Raw genomic sequence first — 21520 nt, 5'->3', positions numbered from 1 at the left:
CATGGGCCTTTGCAAGAGGACCTCATGACCGGACAGTTCGCCCTTACCGACGACCAGCTCGCCATCCAGGAAATGGCGCAGCGCTTCACCGCCGACGAGATCACGCCCCACGCCGCGAAGTGGGACGAGGAGCACATCTTCCCGCGCGAGACCATCAGGAAGGCGGCCGAACTCGGCTTCGGCTCGATCTACGTCAGCGAGGAATCGGGCGGCATCGGCCTCGGCCGGCTCGAAAGTGCGCTGATCATGGAGGCGATGGCCTACGGCTGCCCTTCGACCAGCGCGTTCATCTCGATCCACAACATGGCCAGCTGGATGATCGACCGCTTCGGCAGCCAGGCGGTCAAGGACAAGTACCTGCCCCGCCTGATCGGCATGGAGCAGATCGCCAGCTATTGCCTGACCGAACCGTCGAGCGGATCGGACGCGGCGGCGCTGAAGACGAAGGCGGTGAAGGACGGCGACGACTGGCTGGTCAGCGGAACCAAGCAGTTCATCTCCGGCGGCGGCGAGAACGAGGTCTACGTGACCATGGTCCGCACGGGCGAGGACGGGCCCAAGGGCATCTCGTGCATGGTCATCGAAAAGAACATGGCAGGCGTCAGCTTCGGCGCGCAGGAGAAGAAGCTCGGCTGGCATTCGCAGCCGACCGCGGCGCTCAACCTCGATAACGTCCGCGTGCCGGCGGAAAACATGGTCGGCGGGGAAGGCGAAGGTTTCCGTATCGCCATGATGGGGCTCGACGGCGGGCGGCTCAACATCGGCGCCTGCTCGCTCGGCGGCGCGCAGCGCTGCCTCGACGAGGCGGTCAGGTACACCAAGGAGCGCAAGCAGTTCGGCCAGGCGCTCGCCGAGTTCCAGAACACCCAATTCACGCTGGCCGACATGGCCACCCGGCTCGAGGCGAGCCGCGCGCTGCTCTACCTCGCCGCCGCCAAGGTCACCGAGAACGCGCCCGACAAGACCCGCTTCGCCGCCATGGCCAAGCGCTTCGCCACCGACGAGTGCTCGGCCGTGGTCAACGACGCGCTGCAACTGTTCGGCGGGTATGGCTACCTGCGAGACTACCCGATCGAGCGCTTCTGGCGCGATCTGCGGGTCCATTCGATCCTGGAGGGCACCAACCAGATCATGCGCATGATCGTCGGCCGGGATCTGTTGCGGCAATGAACGACCAAGTCCATCTCCACCATCACGGCGCGGTCGGCCACATCTCGCTCGCCCGCCCCAAGGCGCTCCATGCGCTGACCCAGGGCATGTGCGAAGCGATGAGCGAGAAACTCCTCGCCTGGCGCACCGACGACGGCATCGAGGCCGTCCTGCTCGACCACGCCGAAGGCCGCGGCTTTTGCGCCGGGGGCGACGTGCAACTGGTCCGCCGCTCGGCGCTGGAGGATGGCGGCAAGACTGGGCGCGCGTTCTTCCACGCCGAATACCGCCTCAACCACCTGATGTTCACTTACCCCAAGCCGATCGTCGCCTTCATGGACGGCGTGACGATGGGTGGGGGCGTCGGCATCAGCCAGCCGGCGAAATACCGGGTCGCGACCGAGAACACGCTCTTCGCCATGCCCGAAGGCGCAATCGGGCTGTTTCCAGACGTCGGCGCGGGCTGGTACCTGCCGCGGCTGCGCGGCCGGACGGGTGCGTTCCTCGCGCTCACCGGCGCTCGGCTGGATGGCGCGGAATGTCTCTGGGCCGGACTCGCGACGCACTATCTGCCGAGCGAAAAACTTGCCGAGGCCAAGTCGCAGATCATTGCCGCGCCTGGCGACGTCGCCGCGATCCTCGGCGAGCTTGCGGCGCCCCCGCCCGACCCGCGCATTGCCGGCAATGCCCAACGCATAGACCGGCTGTTCGCCTCGGACACCCTTGAAGAAATTGTCGCCGCGTTGGCCGCCGACGGTTCGGACTGGGCGATGAAGGAGCGCAAGGCAGTCGCGGCCAAGTGCCCGACGACGTCAAAGGTCGCGCTTCGGCAATTTGCGCAGGGCCTCACCCAACCGGACTTCGCCGCCGAAATGGCCGCCGAATATCGCATCGCCGCGCGCATGATGATGCGCCCCGATTTCATTGAGGGTGTCCGCGCGGTGTTGGTCGACAAGGACAACGACCCTCGCTGGAACCCGCGGGAACCCGCGGGCGTCACCGCCGAGATGCTCGACGCAATCTTCGCCCCGCTTCCGCCGGACGAGGAATGGACTCCGGGCGTGCAAGAGCACGACGCTTAACCCGGGCGCGCAGCCGCGCCGGCGCTCTGATCGCAATCACGCCGGCGATCCCTATGACGCTCCTCCCAGGCGATTAGTGCTCTTCGAACAGGGCCGTCTCGCTCGTCCAGCCGTTCGAAACAGCCGCATCCCAACGCTTGGCAATCCGCGGCCGAGAGGGCACAACGCCTCGATGGAGAGGCGCAAATGAACGTTATCAAGTCTATTGTTGCCGCGAGTGCGCTGGTCATAGTCGCAACGCCTCCAGCTATTGCGCAGGACAAGCCGGTCGTCATGGCCGCCGAGACCATCGGCACGCCCGACGAGCGCGCCGCGGCGATGCTGGCGCAAATGACGCCCGCCGAAAAGTTGACCCTTCTCAAGGGATACTTCGGCAGCGCATTCGGCGGTTTTCCCGGCAGCGAACTCGAAGCCTACGGGCCGCCGGCCGAAGCGCGCCGCGGCTCGGCCGGCTACGTCCCGGGCATCCCGCGTCTCGGCATTCCGCCGCAATGGGAGACCGACGCCGGGATCGGCGTCGCTTCGCAGCAGGAAGCAAAGGACAAGAGGCCGCGTACCGCCCTCCCCTCCGGCCTCGCCACCGCGGCGACCTGGGACCCGGCCCTGGCCTATGCCGGCGGGGCGATGATCGGGTCGGAGGCGCGGGCAAGCGGTTTCAACGTCATGCTCGCCGGCAGTGTCAATCTGATGCGCGAGCCCCGCAACGGACGCAATTTCGAGTACGCCGGAGAAGATCCGCTGCTGGCGGGCTCGATGGTCGGCGCGCTCATCGCGGGCATCCAGTCGAACGAGATCATATCCACCGTCAAGCACTACGCGCTCAACGACCAGGAAACCGCCCGCAACACCGGCAATTTCGAGCTCGAGGACGGCGCCTTCCGGATGAGCGACCTCCTCGCCTTTCAGATAGCCATCGAGCGCGGGCGGCCCGGATCGGTGATGTGCTCGTACAATCTCGTCGGCGGGCACTATGCCTGCGAGAATCCGTGGCTGCTGACCCAGGTCCTGCGCGACGACTGGGACTGGCCGGGCTACGTCATGACAGACTGGGGCGCCGCCCATTCGACCGTGGCCGCAGCCCGTGCGGGCCTCGATCAGGAATCGGGTTACGGCTTGCAGCGCGACGACTGGTTCGGTGCCGACAAGCTGCAGACCGCGCTCGACAGCGGCCAACTCGACATGGTGCGAATCGATACCATGGCGGGTCGCATCCTGCGCTCGATGTTCGCGCACGGCCTGATGGACAATCTGGTCGAGGACGGCAGTCCGATCCCGTTCGAGGCCAACCGCGCGGTCAGCCAGGCCGACGCGCAGGCCGCGATCGTGTTGCTCAAGAACGAAGGGGACTTGCTGCCGCTCACCGGGGCCAAGCGCATCGCGGTGATTGGCGGTCACGCCGACAAGGGAGTCATTTCGGGCGGTGGATCGAGCCAGGTCTACCCCGACGGCGTAAACGCCGTTCCAGGTATCGAACCGGCGACCTGGCCCGGACCGGTGGTGTTCAACCCCTCTGCCCCGCTGCAGGGGCTGCGAGACCAGCTGCCCGAGGCCACCTTCGCATACGCGTCGGGCGAGGACCCGGCCGAAGCGGCGCAGATCGCCGCCGAAGCCGACATCGCTTTGGTCTTTGCCACACAGTGGGCGAGCGAGAGCATCGACGTGCCCCTCGCCCTCGACGAAGGACAGGACGCGCTGATTTCCACCGTCGCCGGCGCCAACCCCAACACCGTCGTGGTGCTCGAAACGGCCGGACCGGTGTTGATGCCCTGGGCCGACCAGGTGAAAGGCATCGTCGAAGCGTGGTTTCCGGGCCGCATGGGCGGCGCGGCGATCGCCAGTGTGCTCGCCGGAACGGTCAACCCCTCGGGCCATCTGCCCGCGACCTTCCCGCGCTCGCTCGAGCAGTTGCCGCACCCGGACGAACCGCACGAGGGCACCACGACCTACGACGAGGGCGTTCTCGTCGGCTACAAATGGTATGACGCCAAGGGTTTGGAGCCGCTGTTTCCGTTCGGCTACGGCCTGTCCTACACCTCTTTCGCCTACGGCGACCTGACCGTGCGGCCGATGGGGAACAGCATCGTGGCCACGGTCAGGATCACCAACACCGGCAAACGAAGCGGGGCCGACGTCGCCCAGCTCTACCTCGCCGGCCCCGAATGGCCCGAGCTGCGCCGCCTGGGGGGCTTCGCCAAGGTCACGCTCGATCCGGGTGAGAGCACGATAGTCGGCATCAAGGTCGACCCGCGACTGCTCTCCGTGTGGGACGACGGCTCCCGGTCGGGAGAGGGTCCCGGATGGTTTCGGCGCGACGGCGATTATACCGTCAGCGTGGGCCATAACTCGCGCGACATGGCCGACACTGCCTATATCAGCCTGCCCGCGCTGCGCTTGCCGCCGCAGTGGAAGCCCTAGAGGATCACCCCTTGCGCGGCTGCAGATAGAGGTACTCGGGGTCGAACCCGGCAAGCTCTTGCAATGCGGGCCAGTCGTGCAAGTGGACGATCTTTCGATCCTTGGTCACGAGCTTCCGATCATGGAGTTCGCGCAGCAAGCGGCCGACATGGACGGCCGAGAAGCCGAGTGCCTCGCCCATCTGCACCTGCGTCACGGGAAATTCGAAACTATGGTTGTCGGTGAGCCCGACGATCTCTGAACGGCAGTACATTTCGCACAGAAGGTGCGCGACCCGTTCCACCCCTCCGCGCGAACCGAGGTTGAGTATCCATTCGCGGTGGATCGAGGCGTCGGTCATCGTCGCGAACCAGAAAATACGCGCAAACCTTGAATGCCGCTCGATCAGGTCGGAGATATCCTTGTGATCGAGCTGGACGATTGTACAGTCCGAGACCGCGGTTATCGAATGGTCGAGGCATTCGAGCGGATAGGAATGCAGGTCGATGAAGTCGCCCGGGATCTGGAATTCCATGATCTGGCGCTCGCCGTTGGGAGTATACTTCGAGCGCGCGGCATAACCCTCCAGCAGGAGCGAGGAATGCGTTGCGCGCTTTCCTTCCTCGACCATGACGTCGCCGGCCTCGAAATCGGCCGCGGTGGTCATCTTTTCCGCCAGCATGGCGAACTCTTCGCGGGAAAACTCGAAGCGCTTGCGCACCGTTGCGAGAAATCGCTCCAGATTGGGATCGATTCGGTAGGTGGAGCGGGCGCGCATCGAGCGCGTTCGAGTGGCCATATTTCCCCCTGCCAGTAACGCCCCACGGCTTTCGCCTGAGCCAGACCCGAAAATGAAGACTATACCTTTATGCTCGCTACATTTTGCCGCGAGCGAGCGGGCGATGCGAATAGACTGCTTTTCGCAGCCGCAATAGCACATTTGTTGCCGCATGGCGCAGGACAAGCGCCTAAGCGAAGGGAGCAAAGTCGGGACTCGGCCTTGCTGTTACCGGGGTCGTCATGCGCAATTTTCGATTACATTTCGAAGCAGACGGGCGGGGCGAGGCGAAGAACATCGAGTTCGACGCCGTTGACCCCGACCCGGTATTTCACCTCCTCATGCGCGAGAATGCCAATCGCCGTGCCACGTTGTGGGAGGGAGAGAAGCGCGTCGGGGCCATAGTCCACCTCGGCGAGGGTCTATGGAGCATCGAGCGCTGATCGCGTTGCGCCGGCGCTAGAGATCGGGCAGCCGCTGTACGGCGAAGCCCCAACCCGCAAGACCTTTGCTTTTGGCCCGATCGAGCAGCTTCTTGGCGTCGTCGATCGAGAACTCGTGCGCACTTTCCATATCCTTCAGCTCGCCCCAGGCGATGGGGGCGGCGACGGGCGCGCCCGCGCGGGCGCGGGCACTGTAGGGCATTACCGCCGTGCTGCCGCGCTGGTTGCGCAGGTAGTCGATGAAAATCTTGCCCTTGCGCTTCGCCTTGCTCATCGTGGCGGTGAAGCGGTCCGGTTCGGCCATCGCCAAGGCTTCGGCGAAGCGCTTCGAAAAGTCCTTGTGCGCGTCCCAGGAATGGCCCGGCGTCAGCGGGACAATGACATGGACGCCCTTTCCGCCGGACAACATCGCAAAGCTCGTGAGACCCAGTTCCGCCAGTCGCCGGTGAATATCGGCTGCTGCCTGCTTGACGTCGCCGAAATCCAGGCCCTCGTCGGGATCGAGATCGAACACCATGCGGTCGGGCTTTTCGACATCGCCGCTGCGCGATCCCCAACCATGGAATTCGATCGTGCCCATCTGCACGCATTCGAGGAGGCCGGCGGCGTCTTCGACATAGAGATAGTCCTCGGTTCCGCCGTTCTTCTCCTGAATGGGCACATGATGGACGTGCGCCCCGAAAGCGCCGCTGTCGTGCTTCTGGAAGAAACACTTCTTCGCCCGTCCCTGCGGACAGCGCACCAGGCTGATCGGGCGATCGGCAGAAAATGCCAGCATGAGCGGGGCCACCGCCACGTAGTAATCCGCCAATTGACCCTTGGTCTGGCCGCTTTCGGGGAAGATCACACGCTCGCGGCTCGATATCTTGACCTGAGGCTGGTCCGTGGGAGTCCGGGTCGCCTCTTCCGGCGTCACCTCATCCGCCTCCTTGTCCGAACGCAGACCGATGAAGCTGCCGTGGCGCACGTTGCCTTCGGCGGTGAACTCCGAAAAGGCGATCTCCGCGACCAGCTTGGGAGTCACCCAGGTGACTCCTCGCGACGAGGCCCTGTCGACCTCTGCCGGCGGCGTCTTCCGCTCGAGCCGGTCCATCTTCGCCGCCAGCTCCTGCAGGGTCTCCTGCGTGAAGCCGGTCCCGACATTTCCCTTGTAAACCAGTTCGCCGCCTTCGTGCTGGGCGAGGAGGAGCGAGGAGAAGGGGCGCCCCTTGGCGCTCGACTTCTTCCAGCCGATGATCACGAATTCCTGCCGCCGCGTGCATTTCACCTTGAGCCAGCTCTTGCTCCGCCGCCCGGAGTATTTTGCATCGATCTTCTTCGAAATGATCCCTTCCTGCCCGGCATCGCACATCGCCCGGTAGAGCTTCTCGCCCGCGCCGATCACGTGGTCGGCGACGTGGACGGGTGGCTCCGCTTCGACGAGTAGCGCCTCGAGCCTCTCCTTGCGCTCGATATTGGAAAGTCCCGTGAGGTCCGCGCCGTCGAGCGACAGCAGGTCGAACGCGTGGAACGAGAGCCGGTCGCTGTCCTTCTGGCTGCCGTGACCGCGCTTGAGCACGCCCTGCAGGCTCGAAAAATCCGGATTGCCCTGTGCATCGTAGGCGACGATCTCGCCGTCGATCAGGCACGGCGGCAGATCGAGCGCCCTGAACCGCTCGGCAAGCGGAACGAACTTGTCCGTCCAGTCCTTCCCGCTGCGGGTGTAGACCTTCACGTCACCGCCCTTGCAAGCGACGAGCGCCCGGTAGCCGTCAAACTTGATTTCGTGCATCCAACCGTTTCCGGTCGGCACGTCGTCCACCAACGTGGCGAGCTGCGGCTCATGGAACTTCGGCAAGGGCGCACTGCTCTTGCTTTTCGGCTTGCCGACGCTGGCATTGCGCTTCGCCGCCTTGGCCATCTGTTCCTTGAATGCCGCGCCCTTTTTTCCTTTGAGCGAGAATTCGCCCTTCTGGTCACTCGCGATCTCGGCCATCGAGCGGCCGGTCAGCACACTGGTGAGCTCGTGCTCGACCAGGGCGTCGCCAGGCTCGGCGTAGCGATCGTCGAGCTTCCTCAGCAACCAGTTCTCCCGCTTCTCTCCCGGTTTCTTCCGCAGCCTTATCAACAGCCATTCGCCCTTCATGCGCCGCCCGTGAAGCACGAAGTGCAGGTGCCCTTTTTCGATGTCTTTCCAGCTCTTGCCCTCGACCGGCTCCCAAGTGCCATCGTCCCACAGCATCACCGTCCCGCCGCCGTATTCTCCTTCGGGGATGCTGCCCTCGAACTCGGCATAGGACAGGGGGTGATCCTCGGTCCGCACGGCAAGGCGCTTGATGTCGGGATCGGGGCTCGGCCCCTTCGTCACGGCCCACGATTTGAGCACGCCGTCGGCTTCGAGCCGGAAATCCCAGTGCAGGCGCGTGGCCGCGTGTTTCTGTACGATGAAACGATCGCCGCCTTCGGATGTTGCCCGCTTCCCAGCCGGCTCGGCCGTTTTCTTGAAGTCGCGTTTGCGGTTGTATTCGGCAAGAAGATCGGCCGATTTCGCCATCAGTTTTTCTCCTCGGCTTCGGGGAACAGCCGCTTCTCGGCGATGCCTACGAGTGTGAGTAAAACCAGCGAGATGACCGCCGCGAGCGCGACAAGCGGCCACTGCCCCGCCCCGCAGGCTATGCCCACCACTGCGGTCAGCCACAGATGGGCGGCAGTGGTCAGGTTTTTTACCTCGCCCTTCGAAAACACGATCAACCCCGCCCCCAGAATGCCGACAAAGGCCCCGGTCGCCTCGAACACGCGCAACGGATCCATCCGCGCGCCGTGCAGCTGGTGGAAGAGCGCGATGATCGACACCGTCATGGCCGCAGAGGCGAAACAGATGAGCCCGTGCGTGCGCAGCCCCGCGGCATGTCCCCTGATCTCGCGGTCGAGGCCGAGCAGCAGGCCCAGCAAGGCTGCGAGACCGAGGCGGGCAAACAGATCGCCGTCCAGCCAGTGCAGCAGGATCGGGGGATTGAGCGGCATTACGCTCGCTTCTTCGCCCGGGACGATCCGGACGAAGCCTTCTTCTTGCTCGAGCTGGAAGAGCTCTTCTTCTCGTTGCCCACGGACTTCTTCAACGCAGCCATGAGGTCGATCACGTTGCCGCCCGACTGCGTCTCCGGTTCCTCGACATCCTCGAGGACCTTCTTGCCCTTCGCCTTAGCCTTCTTTTCTACCAGCTTGCGCAGGGCGTCGATGTAGCGATCATGGAACTCGCCGGCATCGAACGGGGCGGTTTTTTGATCGATCAGCGTGGTGGCAAGCTCGAGCAGCGCCTTGTCGGGCTTGGCGTCGCCTATCTCCTTGAAGAACGCCTGGCCCTGCCGCACTTCGTCGGCATACCGCAGGGTTTCGAGCAGGATACCCTTGCCACAGGGTTTCAGCGCGACGAGTTGCTCGCGGCCGCGAAGTGACAGCTGTCCGAGCGCGACCTTCTTCGCACTGCGCAGCGCTTCGCGCAGCACGACGAAGGCTTCCTCGGCGAGGTCGTCGGCTGGTGCGACGTAGTAAGGCTTTTCGAAATAGAGGGGGTCGATCTCGTCGCTGCCGACGAACTGCACGAGTTCCAGTGTCTTCTTGCTCTCGATCTTGACTGCTTCGATCTCGTCCTCGTCGAGCAGGACATAGTTGCCCCTGGATATCTCGTACCCCTTGACGATATCGTCGCGATCCACAGGGCCGATACCCTGCACGACCTTTTCGTAGTTTATCGGCTTGCCCGAAGGTTCGTGTATCTGCCGGAAGCTGATCGAGGCCCCGCTTTTCGCGGCAGAGTAAATTTCCACCGGGATCGAGACGAGTGCCAGCCGAATCTGACCTTTCCAGTATGCCCTTGCTGCCATCGAAACAGGTTCTCCGCGTTGCGTTGAAATAAGCGCGCGGAGAGAGCAGTGGTTCCTTGGCGGAGTTCAGCGGAAGGCGAACTCGCCGGCCTTGCCCCCGAACTCTTCGACCGCATAGGCACGCGCCGCAGCTGTGGACTTGAACGCCTGTTCGACAGGTTTGCTGACCACCCACGGGTAGCCCTGGCTGTTGTAGCGCGTCTCGCGCACGGTAAGGCGGAATTGTCCCGCCTCGTCCTTGACGATGAGGAAGGGCTTGGGACCGTCGGATGTCATGATGAAGTTCCTTTCAGGAAGTGGATCTGGACAGCAGGGTAGAGGCATCGACCAGCCGGCGGCGCCTGCGCCGGCGTATGTCCAGCCAGACCGCGACGCCGACCATTGCCGCGAGCAGCAGGCCGTAGACCAAGAAGACGAGGTCGATCATGGTCGCAGGCCGGCGTCGTCTTCCGCCATAAATTTCAGCGCCCGCGCATCGCTTTGCTTCTGGCGTCGCAATTTTGAGCGCACCTCTGTCTGCCGGTTGGAATGGTAGCGTCGCCACCAGATGAGCGCGCCAAGCCAGAGAACCAGCAATGCGATCAGCCCATAGGCGAGCAGGGTCCGGTCGCTCAAACGAGCACCGGCCTCTTCGACGGAATCGAATGGTCGAGAGTGAGGGGGAGCGGCACGGTCGTCTCCTGCAGGGTAAGCGGGAGCACGTCGTATCTCTCAGCCGCGAGCGCTTAGGTTAGCGAATGCCCGCAGTGTGACCCATATAGCGACGGGTCACGGATTTGTAAGGGCTCGCGCGCCCGACCTACGCTGCCGGGGCGTCAAGCAGTGCGCTCCAATCTCACCAGCGCTTCGTCCAGCGCTTGCAGAAAGCGCGACCTGTCGGCCTTGGCAAATGGCGCAGGACCGCCGACGACATCTCCTCCGGCGCGCAGATCGGCCATGATGGCCCGGGTGGCGATGGCGCCGCCGATGCTGCCCTCGGTGAAGGGCCGGCCATTGTTGCCGATCACCGTAGCCCCGGCCTTCAGGCAGCGATCGGCCAAAAGGATGTCCGCGGTGATCACGACTGTGCGGGGGGCGGCGCGTTCGGCAATCCAATCGTCCGCTGCATCGAAGCCGTCGTCACCACGACTCGCTCCACCAGCGGCCCGACCGGCACCCGGAAATAGCTGTTGCTGACTACGCTGACCGGAATCCTGCGACGCTCTGCGACACGATAGATTTCTTCCTTCACCGGACATGCGTCGGCATCGACAAGAATGCGGATCGAAGTCATGGCCCGGCATCTGCCAGCTTCGAAGCTCACCGACCAGTCGGCTTAGAGATAAGCCGGTATTCGACGATAAGCCCTGGGTGGTCGGAGAGGGGACTGGGATCGGATGTCGAGGGAAAGGGTACCCAAGCCTCGAGGGGCTCGACCCGGACAGCGCGCCCCCCGCGGCTGAACAGCTTGATCTTGTTGTCGGCCATGATGGCGGGAAATTCCGCCGCACCGGGGTTCTCGAGCGAGGCCTGGTGAATGAATGCAAGGTCGTCGCGACGTTCGGAGCCAAGCAACCCACTTCGGTCGAAGGCCGCAACGCGGGCATTGTCCCGGCCAATATTGAAATCCCCGCCCACGATCATCGGTGTGCCGGGCGTGGCGGCCTTCGCGACCAGCTTCTCAAGGTCGCCGACTTGCCAGGCGTATGCCTTGTTGGCACGGCCGGCACCGACCCCGCTTGCATGCCGCGAGTTGAGGTGCGTGTCGCCGATCAGGACCGGAGTCGGAATCCCCGGTACCCTGATCCAGGCCAGCAGCACGCCTTTTGCAGCGAGACAATCGAGCCCGGCGCAGGCCCCCTGGGGGAACGCGGCGCGCTCGACTTTGACGATTGGATAATCCGACAGCATGGCCAGACCGCTGTCGGCCAATGATCCGGCTGTTTCACCCCGCGTCCATTGCGCGGCCTTCGCAAAGGCCTCCCCGAGAGGCGGCGCGGCGAGCTTGGGCGCCTCTTTCGGACCGAATGCGACGTGGCGATATCCCGCCGCCGTGGCGATGGCCTTCGCCTCGCTGCTGAACGCTTCCTGCAACAGCACGACATGCGGCTGGTTGCCGTGGCGCCGCAGTTCTCCGAGCGTGGCGCCGATGGCGTCGAGCTGCGGCGTGCGGTTGCCGGCGATCGGCCAGGGCAATCCTTTTACGTTGTAGGTCAGCACCGTGAGTTGCGCGGCAGGGTTGGGCTCGTGATCGGCAATTTGCAGGCGCTGGGTATCGATCGCACTGGCGCCGGGCGCCAGCAGAAGGGCCGCCGCCAGAGCCACAAACAGGCCGCCCATGGCCCAGCCTCGATTGCTGCGGAATGGTATCATCACCCCTCAGACGCCGTGCGACAGCCCGTTCCGTAGTGACGGCGCGAACTCCGGTTTTCCCGGCACGCCGGCGTCTTCTCCGCACAGGCAATTTGCGAGGAGCGTCCCCATGATTTCCGGTTCCCGCCCCTTCCTGGCCATCGGGTTGCCCGTGCTAGCGCTCAGCGCGGCGCCGGCGCTGGCGGAGGCGACCGGTGGGACGTCGCCGAGCCTGGAAAGGGTGACCGTGGACATCGTGCGCGACTTGGAAACATCGCCGCAACCCCGGTCCCGCCTGCACGGCGCCGATCTGGACTGGGGCACCGGCGCGTTGCGGCTCGATGCCGCGCACATCAGGGAAGGTCGCAAGCACGGCGTTGCGGCGGGTACCGAAGAACTGTGGCGGCGGGGCGCAATGGTCCTCGCGCAACTCGAGTTCGACCTCGCGCCGGGATGGCGCACGGGCGTCGGCGGGCGAGGCACCTATCTCAAGCAAGGCGCAATCGGCGGGCCTTTGTTCGTCGGCAAGACTACGCGCCGTTCGGCCGAAGCGGACCTGTCGCTGGCGAGCGAGGGCGGAGCACGTTTCACGCTCAGTGCCTTCGACAACGGCGGCTGGAATCCCGGCTCGATCGAAGAATTTGCACGCACCATCGCCAGCGGGGTTGCTCGGCAGAAGGCCGGCTTTGCCCTCAAAATCGGCAGCACGCCGGCAGCCTACGCCTCGGCAGTCTCGCTAAGCTTGCGAGCGGAAAGCTCGTACACCAGAGGTCTCGGACGCGAACGATCTCTGGCGCTTGCGACCAACTTCAGATTCTGATGCGCGATTAGCGTGCTTGCACTTGCCGGACTTGCTCGCCAACCAGAACGCCCGCGCAACCCGGGCACCAGGATAAGCCCTCCATGCCGCATCACGAACGGAAGCTTCTACTTGCCTCGATCCACGATGTGGGTCCGCGCTTTGCCGCACAGATCGACGAGCTCGCCGATCGGCTCGAGGCGCAACTCGCGGGGCCGAACTTTGCGATGCTGGTGGTCCCGGATCACTGGGGCGGACAGCGATTGGCCGCAGGAACCGAATTTGCCGGCAAGCTCCGGGGCTGGGCCGATCGCGGCGTGGAAATGTTCGTCCACGGCTGGTTCCACCGCGACTTGGCCGAACACAGCGGGATGGCGAAATTCAAGGCGAGGCACATGACCGCCTCCGAGGGCGAATTTCTCGGTCTCGACGAAGCGGAAGCCGCGCGCAGAATGGCCGACGGCCGAGCGCTGATCGAGGACATCATCGGCCGCGAGGCGGCAGGATTCATCGCCCCGGCCTGGCTTTATGGCCCCGGTGCGCTGACGGCCCTCGAACAAAGCGGCTACGCCCTCGCGGAAGATCATATGCGCGTCTGGGAGCCGGCGACCAAACGGACCGTGGCGCGGGGGCCGGTGATCACCTGGGCGAGCCGTTCGCCGGCCAGGACCGCATCGTCGCTGTTTTTCGCCGCCGCGGCGCGAAAGATGCTCCATCCGCTGCAGACGGTGCGCGTCGCGGTTCATCCCGGCGACGTCACGAAGGCGTCAATTCTGGACAGCATAGGCCGGACCCTCGATTGCTTCACGAGGCACCGCGCAATTGGACGCTACCGCGACCTTCGAAAATTCTGACTTTTTCGCAGCTCCGGATTGCCCGTGGCCGCGGCGTCGTAGCGGCATGCGCATCGCCATACCCATCCATAGTTTCGAACCCGGCGGCGTAGAACGCGTTGCTCTGCGTCTGGCCGAGAGGTGGCGGGAAGACGGCGAGGAGGTGGTCGTCGTCCTAGGGCGGGATCGCGGCGCTGCAAGGATGAGCGCCCCCAAGCTCGACTATCGTACCCGCAGCGAGCCGATAGCCACCGACTGGTGGGAGACGATCTGGATGATCTGGTCGCTCTATCGCTTCCTGCTCTCCGAGGAGGTCGACGCGATCTTTTGCCCCGGCAATACATACACGGTCGTCTGCGTAGCCATGAAGGTCCTGCTTGGGACGCGCTGCCCCCCGGTGCTGGTCAAGGTCAGCAACGAGGTCGATCGGAGCGACATGCCGGCTCCGGGCCGGGCCGCATATGGACTGTGGCTCCGCCTCCAGGGCATCTATCTCGAGCATTTTGTAGCGATTGCCGAGCCGATGCAGCAGCAAATCGAACGAAAGTTCGACGTTGCGCGCCGCAAGGTGGTCTGCATCCCCGACCCTGCGCTCGCGCGTTGGGAATTCGACCGCGCAGCGACCACGCACAGCAAAGGAGAAAGACGCCCCGGCCGACAATTCCTGTCGGTCGGCCGGCTGTGCCCGCAGAAGAACCAGGCGCTGCTGATCGATGCATTCGCCCGGTGCGCCGACGCCGGCGACACATTGATCATCGCCGGTGAGGGTCCGGAGCGCCGCCGCCTGGAAGCGCGCATAAAGCGGCTCGACCTTACCAACCGGGTCTCGCTGCCCGGCCACGTCGATGACGTCTCCGCACTCTACGCAGCCGCAGACGTGTTTGTGCTGTCGTCGGATTACGAAGGGGTTCCGGCGGTCATCATCGAAGCTCTGGCGGCGGGACTGCCGATCGCCGCCACCGACTGCTGCGTCAGCATGGAATGGCTCGTCGGACACGGCCGTTTCGGCGTCCTTGCTCCCTGCCGCGACATCGAGCGACTTGGCGCCGCTATGGTCCAGGCCGCGCGGATGAAGGCGCCAGTCGCGCAAATGCGAAGCCTCGCCGCGCGCTTCACGCTCGAGAACTCCAGCCGCCTCTACCTTCGCGAATTTGCCCGCATCGCCTCCGCCGACGGGACAGCTCCGCTCGCGACCAGCCAGGGCGGGTTGCGGAATTGGGCCGAGCGCGGCGTCTGACAAGCAACAGCTTTCTGCAGGGACCAGATGACCCATCACATTAACGCTCTCGCTGCGTCGGACGTCATCGTCCTGGAGCCGAACGACCGCCCACCAATCCTGACGATCCCGCGTATCGCCAGCATGGCCCTGTCGGTCTTCGTCCTGTTCATGGCGGCGTACCAGATGCGGTCGCTGAAGTTGTCCGACATAACGGCCATCGTGCCAGGTTCGCTGCTGTTCTGGGCGGTGTTCGCGGCCAGTTACCTTGCCGGCCCGCTGAGCGACTGGATCATATTCCGGCGCCTCTGGAAGTGCGGAGCCAGCGCGTTCGGCGCGCTGTTGCGCAAGCTGATCTACAACGAACTTCTCGTCGGATACCTCGGCGAGGTTTACTTTTACAGCTGGGCGCGGCGTAAACTCGCGCTTGCGGCCTCGCCGTTCGGCGCGGTCAAGGACGTGGCGGTCTTGTCGGCGTTGACCGGCAACATCGTCACGCTCTTGGTGCTCGCCTTGGCCTCGCCGTTCCTACGCCTGCTGCCGCTCGATGACTACGCCGCGACCATCGCCTGGTCCCTGGCATTCGTCATCGGCACCTCGGTCGCGGTAATGATCTGGCGTGGGAGAATTTTCTCGCTCAGCCGGCCTGAGTTGTGGTTCGTGGCCGTCGTTCAGGTTCTGCGCATCGTAGTCTCCACGCTCTTGTCGGGGCTCCTGTGGCATCTTGTCCTGCCCGAGGTGGCGCTTGCCTGGTGGCTCTTGCTGGCCGCCCTACGCCTCCTCATCTCGCGCCTGCCTTTCGTGCCCAACAAGGACATCGTGTTCGCCGGCGTCGCAATTCTCGTGGTCGGCAAGGATGCGGAAATGGCTGCCTTGGTGACGATGATGGCGGGTTTGATCCTTCTGACCCATATTCTGATTGGTGTGACTTTTGCGCTGGTCGACCTGTTTGATGGAGATCGCAATGCGAAGGCCGCTTGCTAGCTTGCTGGCCCTGCCTTTCCTCGCCGCCGCCACAATTCCTTCGACGCCGGACCTCGGCAAGGCAGAGGGCAAGTGCCGCGCTGACGAGAGTGGGCCATCCTTCATGGTGAGCGTGGCGGGCCTCAAGGACCGGGCGGGAAATCTCAAGCTCGAAGTCTATCCGTCCAACGACAAGGATTTCCTCGCGGACGACAACATCCTCATTTCGGAGGGCAAGACCTTTCGCCGGGTCGAAGTGGCCACGCCGTCGAGCGGAACACCCGTGCTGTGCATCCGCGTGCCCGCGCCGGGCACCTATGGCGTGATGCTGCTGCATGACCGCGACAGCAATCGCAAGTTCGGCTGGCGTGTCGACGGACTGGGTTTTGCCGGCAATCCGAAACTCGGCTGGAGCAAGCCGAAGGCTACCAGGGCGAGCGCGCGAGCGGGAGCCGGTCCCACGCCGATCACTATCGTGCTCAATTATGCGCACGGGCTCGCCATGCGCCCGCTGAAAAAGCCGGATTAAGGCGGCGATGCGGATCGCCGACGTCTGCGCTTTCTACTCGCCGCAAGGCGGCGGAGTTCGCACGTACATCGAACAGAAGCTGGCCCTTTCCGGCGCACTCGGGGTCGACATGACCGTAATCGTTCCGGGCGACGACGATCGTCTCGAAGAGCGCGGCGGTTCGGCGCGAATTGTCACTCTGCGAGCTCCGCGCCTGCCGGTCGATCGCAAGTACGGCTATTTTGACGACGAGGCTGCGATCCATTCCGCACTCGACCGATGGGCACCGGATCTGGTCGAAGCATCATCCCCCTGGCGAAGCCCGGCGATGGTCGCAACCTGGCGGCCGGATATTCCCAAATCGCTGGTCATGCACGCCGATCCTCTCGCGGCCTACGCCTACCGGTACCTCGGCCCGTTCATGACCCGTGCCCAGATCGACAAGCGCTGCGAAGGCTATTGGCGTCACCTGCGCCGGCTGGGGGCGGCATTCGCGACGATCATCTGCGCCAACGAGCAGCTCGCCGGGCGACTCCGCGCAGGCGGGGTCGCAGGTGTGCAAACCTTGCCCATGGGCGTGCAAGCGGGACTGTTCTCGCCGCAGCGGCGCGACTTGGCCCTGCGCCAGGAACTGCTGCGTCGATGTGAGCTCGGAGACGATGCCATCCTGCTTATCGCCGCAGGCCGATTGGCCGCGGAAAAGCGCATCCCGATGCTGATCGAGGCCGTCACGTCAGTAGGCCGCCATTGGCCGGTTGGGATGGTCATAATTGGAGAGGGGCGCGAAAAAGGCAGTCTGCTCAAGTCCATTGCCGGAAATCCCCACATCCGCGTGCTGCCGCCGGAACGCAACAGGGCGCATTTCGCGACAATCCTGGCCAGCGCCGATGCCCTGATCCACGGCTGCGAGGCCGAGACATTTTGCATGGTGGCGGCGGAGGCGCGGGCCAGCGGCATCCCGGTTATCGTTCCCGACCTCGGCGGCGCGGCCGATTTCGCCCGCGAGGGCGGCGGCCTGACATTCCAAGCCGGCTCCGGGAGCGACGTCGCACGGGCCATTCGCGAATTCGCGGAGATGGGCTTTCGAGGCGCTCGAGACGAAAAATCGCGCACGATGGAGGATCACTTCACCGAACTGTTCGGATCCTATCGCGCGATCATCGAAGCACAGCGGGTACGGGCGGCCTGAAGCGGGAGAATGAGTGCGGTCACCATTCTCGATCGCTACGTCTTGCGACAGACCATCGGCACACTCTTCAGCGTGCTCGGGGTTGTCATGTCGCTGATGATTCTCGAACACCTGCCGCGCTTGCTCGATATCACCCGTCTGTCCGGTCACCGCGGCGAGATCGTCATCGAAACGCTCGCCGGCTTGCTCCCCGAGTACGCCGGCCTTGGTCTGCTCGTCGGACTTTATCTCGCCAACGCCCTGGCAGTGCGCCGGCTAGCTCTGCGCGGCGAGCTCGATGCGATCGAAGCGTCGGGCATCGGGTCCCTGCGCTGGATGCGTTGGCCCGCACTTCTCTCGCTCGTTGTCGCGCTGGTCATTCTCATCAACCAGGGATGGCTGATGCCGGGTGGCGAACAACGGCTCGATGACATCGGACGGCGAATGCATGCCGGTGAATTCGGCTACAGCGTGCAGCCGAACGAAATGGTCAAGCTCGGCGACGATCGCGCCATGACGTTCAGAGCCGTCAGCGACGACGGTTCGTCGCTGGAGAACATCTTCTTGGTGGGAGACGGCACGACATACACGGCAGCAGTCGGACAAGTTTCCATTGCGCCCCAAGGAGGCATTTTCGTCAGGCTGATCGACGGCCAATCGGTGAATGCCAGGGACCGAAGTGTGGCCAAGTTCGATAAACTGGAATTCTTCGAGCAAGGCCAGCCGTTCCCTGAACAACGCACCGCTACCAGTGTGCCGTTCAAGAAGGTCTCGCTGTCGTCTCTCCTTGAGCAAGGAACGCCAGAAGCGCGCGCAGCAGCATACGGCCGGATTTTGTGGGCCTTGCTGGCCCTGCTGACACCGTGGCTCGGCCTTTCACTCGGCCGCCCCCCGCGACGCAGCGTATCGGCGCTGTCGCTGTTTCTCGGCCTGGTGCTGATCGTCCTGTGCATCAAGTCGATTTCGATGGTCGATCGCGCGACCGGGCTCTCGCCCGAACTCGCGGGACTGGGCCTTGCCGCTGCATGGGGGGCCTTGGTCACCGGGATCGCGGAGTGGAACCGGCGCGCGGGAGCCGGCGCGTTCGACGAGTTCTTTCTGCGCCTCATGCGCCGCTGGCCAAGCTCGAAACTGCGGCAAATGCTGGCTCGGGCGCGGCGTCGACATCGTCCGGCGCATGGCGTGCCAGCCCTGTCGCACTGATCCGGCTTCCGCGCCGCAAATAGAAAAAGCGCCACCGGAAACCGGCAGCGCTGACGCGTTCAGTGAGAACGGAAGACGGTGGTTGCGGGGGTTGGATTTGAACCAACGACCTTCAGGTTATGAGCCTGACGAGCTACCGGACTGCTCCACCCCGCGGCACCGTTGTTCGCGCCTTACGGAGACGCAAAGAGGGCCGCAAGGGCCCTCTCAAGGGCCTAATCAGGCCCTCTGACTTGTGAATGGGTTTGACCGAACTGCGCCGGCTGCAATGCCTGGCGGCGTCCTACTCTTCCAGTGCTTGAGCACTAGTACCATCGGCGCTGTCTGGTTTCACGGCCGAGTTCGAGATGGGATCGGGTGGGTCACAGACGCCATGGCCACCAAGCAATGGAGCCGGCGCAATTCGGTTTAATCGATGCTGTTGTATTCGATGAGCGTCTGGCTGGATGATCCTCCACAACGCAAGTCCACGCAGGACTGACGTTGATGATGTGAATTCATCAAGCGCGAACAGAACTATTAGGACCGGTTAGCTACATGCATTACTGCACTTCCACACCCGGCCTATCAACGTGCTGGTCTAGCACGGTTCGATGATTGCTTATCTTGAGGGAGGCTTCCCGCTTAGATGCTTTCAGCGGTTATCCCGTCCATACATAGCTACCCTGCTGCGCTCCTGGCGGAACGACAGGTACACCAGAGGTATGTTCACCCCGGTCCTCTCGTACTAGGGGCAACTCCTCTCAACAATCGACGCCCACGGCAGATAGGGACCAAACTGTCTCGCGACGTTCTGAACCCAGCTCACGTACCACTTTAATTGGCGAACAGCCAAACCCTTGGGACCTGCTCCAGCCCCAGGATGTGATGAGCCGACATCGAGGTGCCAAACGATTCCGTCGATATGAGCTCTTGGGAATCATCAGCCTGTTATCCCCGGCGTACCTTTTATCCGTTGAGCGATGGCCCTTCCACGAGGGACCACCGGATCACTATGACCGACTTTCGTCTCTGCTCGACTCGTCAGTCTCGCAGTCAGGCAGGCTTATGCCATTGCACTCTCGCAGACGGTTTCCAACCGTCCTGAGCCTACCATCGCGCGCCTCCGTTACTCTTTAGGAGGCGACCGCCCCAGTCAAACTACCCGCCATAGAGGGTCCCAACACCGGATAACGGTGCGTGGTTAGACATCAGAAAACAACAGGGTGGTATTTCACAGGTTGGCTCCACACCAGCTGGCGCCGGTGCTTCAAAGCCTCCCACCTATTCTACACAATTCTTTCCTAATGCCACTCTAAAGCTGCAGTAAAGGTGCACGGGGTCTTTCCGTCTAACCGCGGGTATCCCGCATCTTCACGGGAACTTCAATTTCGCTGAGCATATCCTGGAGACAGTGGGGAAGTCGTTACGCCATTCGTGCAGGTCGGAACTTACCCGACAAGGAATTTCGCTACCTTAGGACCGTTATAGTTACGGCCGCCGTTTACTGGGGCTTCAATTCGGAGCTTGCACTCCTCCTCTTAACCTTCCAGCACCGGGCAGGCGTCAGACCCTATACGTCGTCTTGAAGCCGACTTAGCAGAGTCCTGTGTTTTTGCTAAACAGTCGCTACCCCCTGGCCTGTGCCCCCCGCTACTGCTTGCGCAATAACGGGGCCTCCTTCTTCCGAAGGTACGGAGGCAATTTGCCGAGTTCCTTCAGGATACTTCTCTCAAGCGCCTTGGTATACTCTACCTGACCACCTGTGTCGGTTTCGGGTACGGTCTATACGGAGAGGCTATTTCCTGGAACCGCTTGGCTGCCCGACCAATCCGTTAAGGTCGAACAACTTCCACGATCCGTCACACATCTCCAGGCCCACGAATATTAACGTGGTTCCCATCGACTACCCCCTTCGGGCTCGTCTTAGGGGCCGGCTCACCCTGCGCCGATTAGCGTTGCGCAGGAACCCTTGGTCTTTCGGCGAGAGGGCATCTCACCCTCTTTGTCGCTACTCATGTCAGCATTCGCACTTCCGATACGTCCACGGTCGGTTACCCTCCCGCTTCACTCGCTTACGGAACGCTCCGCTACCGCTGCAGTAAACTGCAACCCTAAGCTTCGGTGCATCACTTTAGCCCCGTTACATCTTCGCCGCAGGAACCCTTATTTAGACCAGTGAGCTGTTACGCTTTCTTTAAAGGATGGCTGCTTCTAAGCCAACCTCCTGGTTGTTTTGGGATTCCCACATGCTTTCCCACTTAGTGATGACTTGGGGACCTTAGCTGTAGGTTAGGGCTGTTTCCCTTTTGACGACGGACCTTAGCACCCGCCGTCTGTCTGCCGGATAAGACTCGATGGTATTCGGAGTTTGGTTAGGTTTGGTAGACCTCGCGGCCCCCTAGCCCATCCAGTGCTCTACCCCCATCGGCATACGTCCGACGCACTACCTCAATAGTTTTCGCGGAGAACCAGCTATTTCCCGGCTTGATTGGCCTTTCACCCCTAAACACAGCTCATCCGAGAATTTTTCAACATTCACCGGTTCGGTCCTCCAGTGCGTGTTACCGCACCTTCAACCTGGCCATGCCTAGATCGCCGGGGTTCGGGTCTAATGCATCATACTCAGTCGCCCTATTCAGACTCGCTTTCGCTGCGCCTACACCTAACGGCTTAAGCTTGCATGGTACATTAAGTCACTGACCCATTATGCAAGAGGTACGCTGTCACCCCCCAAAGGGGCTCCAACTGATTGTAAGCATTCGGTTTCAGGTACTGTTTCACTCCCCTAATCGGGGTGCTTTTCACCTT

19 protein-coding genes, 1 tRNA gene, 2 rRNA genes and 1 pseudogene (1 of these 23 only partly in view) are annotated in these 21520 nt (G+C 63.2%); 11 read left to right on the top strand and 12 right to left on the bottom strand.

What is annotated here, in order from left to right; genetic code table 11:
* The first annotated feature begins 24 nt into the window (after window positions 1–24).
* From Q7I88_RS07130 to Q7I88_RS07120, 3 genes are all read left to right on the top strand, one after another.
* Window positions 25–1170 (top strand): acyl-CoA dehydrogenase family protein, encoded by a 1146-nt coding sequence (locus tag Q7I88_RS07130; protein ID WP_305098348.1) that lies wholly within the window; start codon window positions 25–27, stop codon window positions 1168–1170.
* Window positions 1167–2231, top strand: a complete 1065-nt coding sequence (locus Q7I88_RS07125) for an enoyl-CoA hydratase/isomerase family protein (protein ID WP_305098347.1) — start codon at window positions 1167–1169, stop codon at window positions 2229–2231. The genes Q7I88_RS07130 and Q7I88_RS07125 overlap by 4 nt, the downstream gene beginning before the upstream one ends.
* A gap of 186 nt (window positions 2232–2417) precedes the next feature.
* Window positions 2418–4646, top strand: coding sequence for a beta-glucosidase (locus Q7I88_RS07120; RefSeq protein WP_305098346.1), 2229 nt, complete (start codon window positions 2418–2420; stop codon window positions 4644–4646).
* Between the two features lie 4 nt (window positions 4647–4650).
* Here the strand turns inward: Q7I88_RS07120 and Q7I88_RS07115 are convergent, their stop codons facing one another.
* Window positions 4651–5424: a Crp/Fnr family transcriptional regulator gene (locus Q7I88_RS07115; RefSeq protein WP_305098345.1), complete on the bottom strand. Its 774-nt coding sequence runs from the start codon at window positions 5422–5424 to the stop codon at window positions 4651–4653.
* A gap of 221 nt (window positions 5425–5645) precedes the next feature.
* On the opposite strand from Q7I88_RS07115, the gene Q7I88_RS07110 reads away from it, so the two are divergent.
* Complete coding sequence (locus Q7I88_RS07110) at window positions 5646–5846, top strand: hypothetical protein (RefSeq protein WP_305098344.1); 201 nt, start codon at window positions 5646–5648, stop codon at window positions 5844–5846.
* Between the two features lie 16 nt (window positions 5847–5862).
* Here the strand turns inward: Q7I88_RS07110 and ligD are convergent, their stop codons facing one another.
* The 8 genes and pseudogenes from ligD to Q7I88_RS07070 form a co-directional block, all read right to left on the bottom strand.
* A complete protein-coding gene (gene ligD / locus Q7I88_RS07105) occupies window positions 5863–8379 on the bottom strand; it encodes a DNA ligase D (RefSeq protein WP_305098343.1) in 2517 nt (838 codons plus the stop codon).
* Window positions 8379–8849 (bottom strand): MgtC/SapB family protein, encoded by a 471-nt coding sequence (locus Q7I88_RS07100; RefSeq protein WP_305098342.1) that lies wholly within the window; start codon window positions 8847–8849, stop codon window positions 8379–8381. Before Q7I88_RS07100 ends, ligD begins: the two co-directional genes overlap by 1 nt.
* Entirely contained in the window at window positions 8849–9709 is an 861-nt protein-coding gene (gene ku / locus Q7I88_RS07095) for a non-homologous end joining protein Ku (protein WP_305098341.1), read from the bottom strand. Before ku ends, Q7I88_RS07100 begins: the two co-directional genes overlap by 1 nt.
* Window positions 9710–9775: 66 nt before the next feature.
* A complete protein-coding gene (locus tag Q7I88_RS07090; protein ID WP_305098340.1) occupies window positions 9776–9985 on the bottom strand; it encodes a hypothetical protein in 210 nt (69 codons plus the stop codon).
* Window positions 9986–9998: 13 nt separating this feature from the next.
* Complete coding sequence (locus tag Q7I88_RS07085; RefSeq protein ID WP_305098339.1) at window positions 9999–10136, bottom strand: hypothetical protein; 138 nt, start codon at window positions 10134–10136, stop codon at window positions 9999–10001.
* Window positions 10133–10324 carry a hypothetical protein gene (locus Q7I88_RS07080; protein WP_305098338.1) on the bottom strand — a complete coding sequence of 64 codons (192 nt, stop codon included), beginning with the start codon at window positions 10322–10324 and terminating at the stop codon, window positions 10133–10135. The genes Q7I88_RS07085 and Q7I88_RS07080 overlap by 4 nt, the downstream gene beginning before the upstream one ends.
* 200 nt (window positions 10325–10524) lie before the next feature.
* Window positions 10525–10982, bottom strand: a pseudogene (locus Q7I88_RS07075) (YaiI/YqxD family protein).
* Between the two features lie 26 nt (window positions 10983–11008).
* A complete protein-coding gene (locus Q7I88_RS07070) occupies window positions 11009–12028 on the bottom strand; it encodes an endonuclease/exonuclease/phosphatase family protein (RefSeq protein ID WP_305098337.1) in 1020 nt (339 codons plus the stop codon).
* On the opposite strand from Q7I88_RS07070, the gene Q7I88_RS07065 reads away from it, so the two are divergent.
* The 7 genes from Q7I88_RS07065 (at window position 12027) to Q7I88_RS07035 (ending at window position 18730) form a co-directional block, all read left to right on the top strand.
* The gene (locus Q7I88_RS07065) at window positions 12027–12860 is read left to right on the top strand and encodes a hypothetical protein (protein ID WP_305098336.1); all 834 of its coding nucleotides are present in this window, start codon (window positions 12027–12029) and stop codon (window positions 12858–12860) included. The genes Q7I88_RS07070 and Q7I88_RS07065 overlap by 2 nt on opposite strands.
* An 83-nt stretch (window positions 12861–12943) precedes the next feature.
* Window positions 12944–13693, top strand: coding sequence for a polysaccharide deacetylase family protein (locus tag Q7I88_RS07060; RefSeq protein WP_305098335.1), 750 nt, complete (start codon window positions 12944–12946; stop codon window positions 13691–13693).
* 46 nt (window positions 13694–13739) lie between these two features.
* Window positions 13740–14909, top strand: coding sequence for a glycosyltransferase (locus tag Q7I88_RS07055; RefSeq protein ID WP_305098334.1), 1170 nt, complete (start codon window positions 13740–13742; stop codon window positions 14907–14909).
* A gap of 27 nt (window positions 14910–14936) precedes the next feature.
* Window positions 14937–15872, top strand: coding sequence for a hypothetical protein (locus Q7I88_RS07050; RefSeq protein ID WP_305098333.1), 936 nt, complete (start codon window positions 14937–14939; stop codon window positions 15870–15872).
* Entirely contained in the window at window positions 15853–16380 is a 528-nt protein-coding gene (locus Q7I88_RS07045) for a DUF2141 domain-containing protein (RefSeq protein WP_305098332.1), read from the top strand. Before Q7I88_RS07050 ends, Q7I88_RS07045 begins: the two co-directional genes overlap by 20 nt.
* A 7-nt stretch (window positions 16381–16387) precedes the next feature.
* Window positions 16388–17548 carry a glycosyltransferase gene (locus Q7I88_RS07040; protein WP_305098331.1) on the top strand — a complete coding sequence of 387 codons (1161 nt, stop codon included), beginning with the start codon at window positions 16388–16390 and terminating at the stop codon, window positions 17546–17548.
* Between the two features lie 9 nt (window positions 17549–17557).
* The gene (locus Q7I88_RS07035; RefSeq protein ID WP_305098330.1) at window positions 17558–18730 is read left to right on the top strand and encodes an LptF/LptG family permease; all 1173 of its coding nucleotides are present in this window, start codon (window positions 17558–17560) and stop codon (window positions 18728–18730) included.
* 79 nt (window positions 18731–18809) lie between these two features.
* On the opposite strand, the gene Q7I88_RS07030 is transcribed toward Q7I88_RS07035, so the two are convergent.
* From Q7I88_RS07030 to Q7I88_RS07020, 3 genes are all read right to left on the bottom strand, one after another.
* Window positions 18810–18886: transfer RNA gene (locus Q7I88_RS07030), tRNA-Met, on the bottom strand.
* A gap of 114 nt (window positions 18887–19000) precedes the next feature.
* Window positions 19001–19115 (bottom strand): 5S ribosomal RNA (gene rrf / locus Q7I88_RS07025).
* A 114-nt stretch (window positions 19116–19229) separates the two neighbouring features.
* Window positions 19230–21520: ribosomal RNA gene (locus Q7I88_RS07020) — 23S ribosomal RNA — on the bottom strand (it continues 501 nt past the right edge of the window).

The sequence above is a fragment of the Croceibacterium aestuarii genome, assembly GCF_030657335.1.
Lineage (GTDB): Bacteria > Pseudomonadota > Alphaproteobacteria > Sphingomonadales > Sphingomonadaceae > Croceibacterium_B > Croceibacterium_B aestuarii.
The sequence above is the reverse complement of the archived record's forward strand: the minus strand, read 5'-3'. Positions and strand labels throughout refer to the sequence as shown.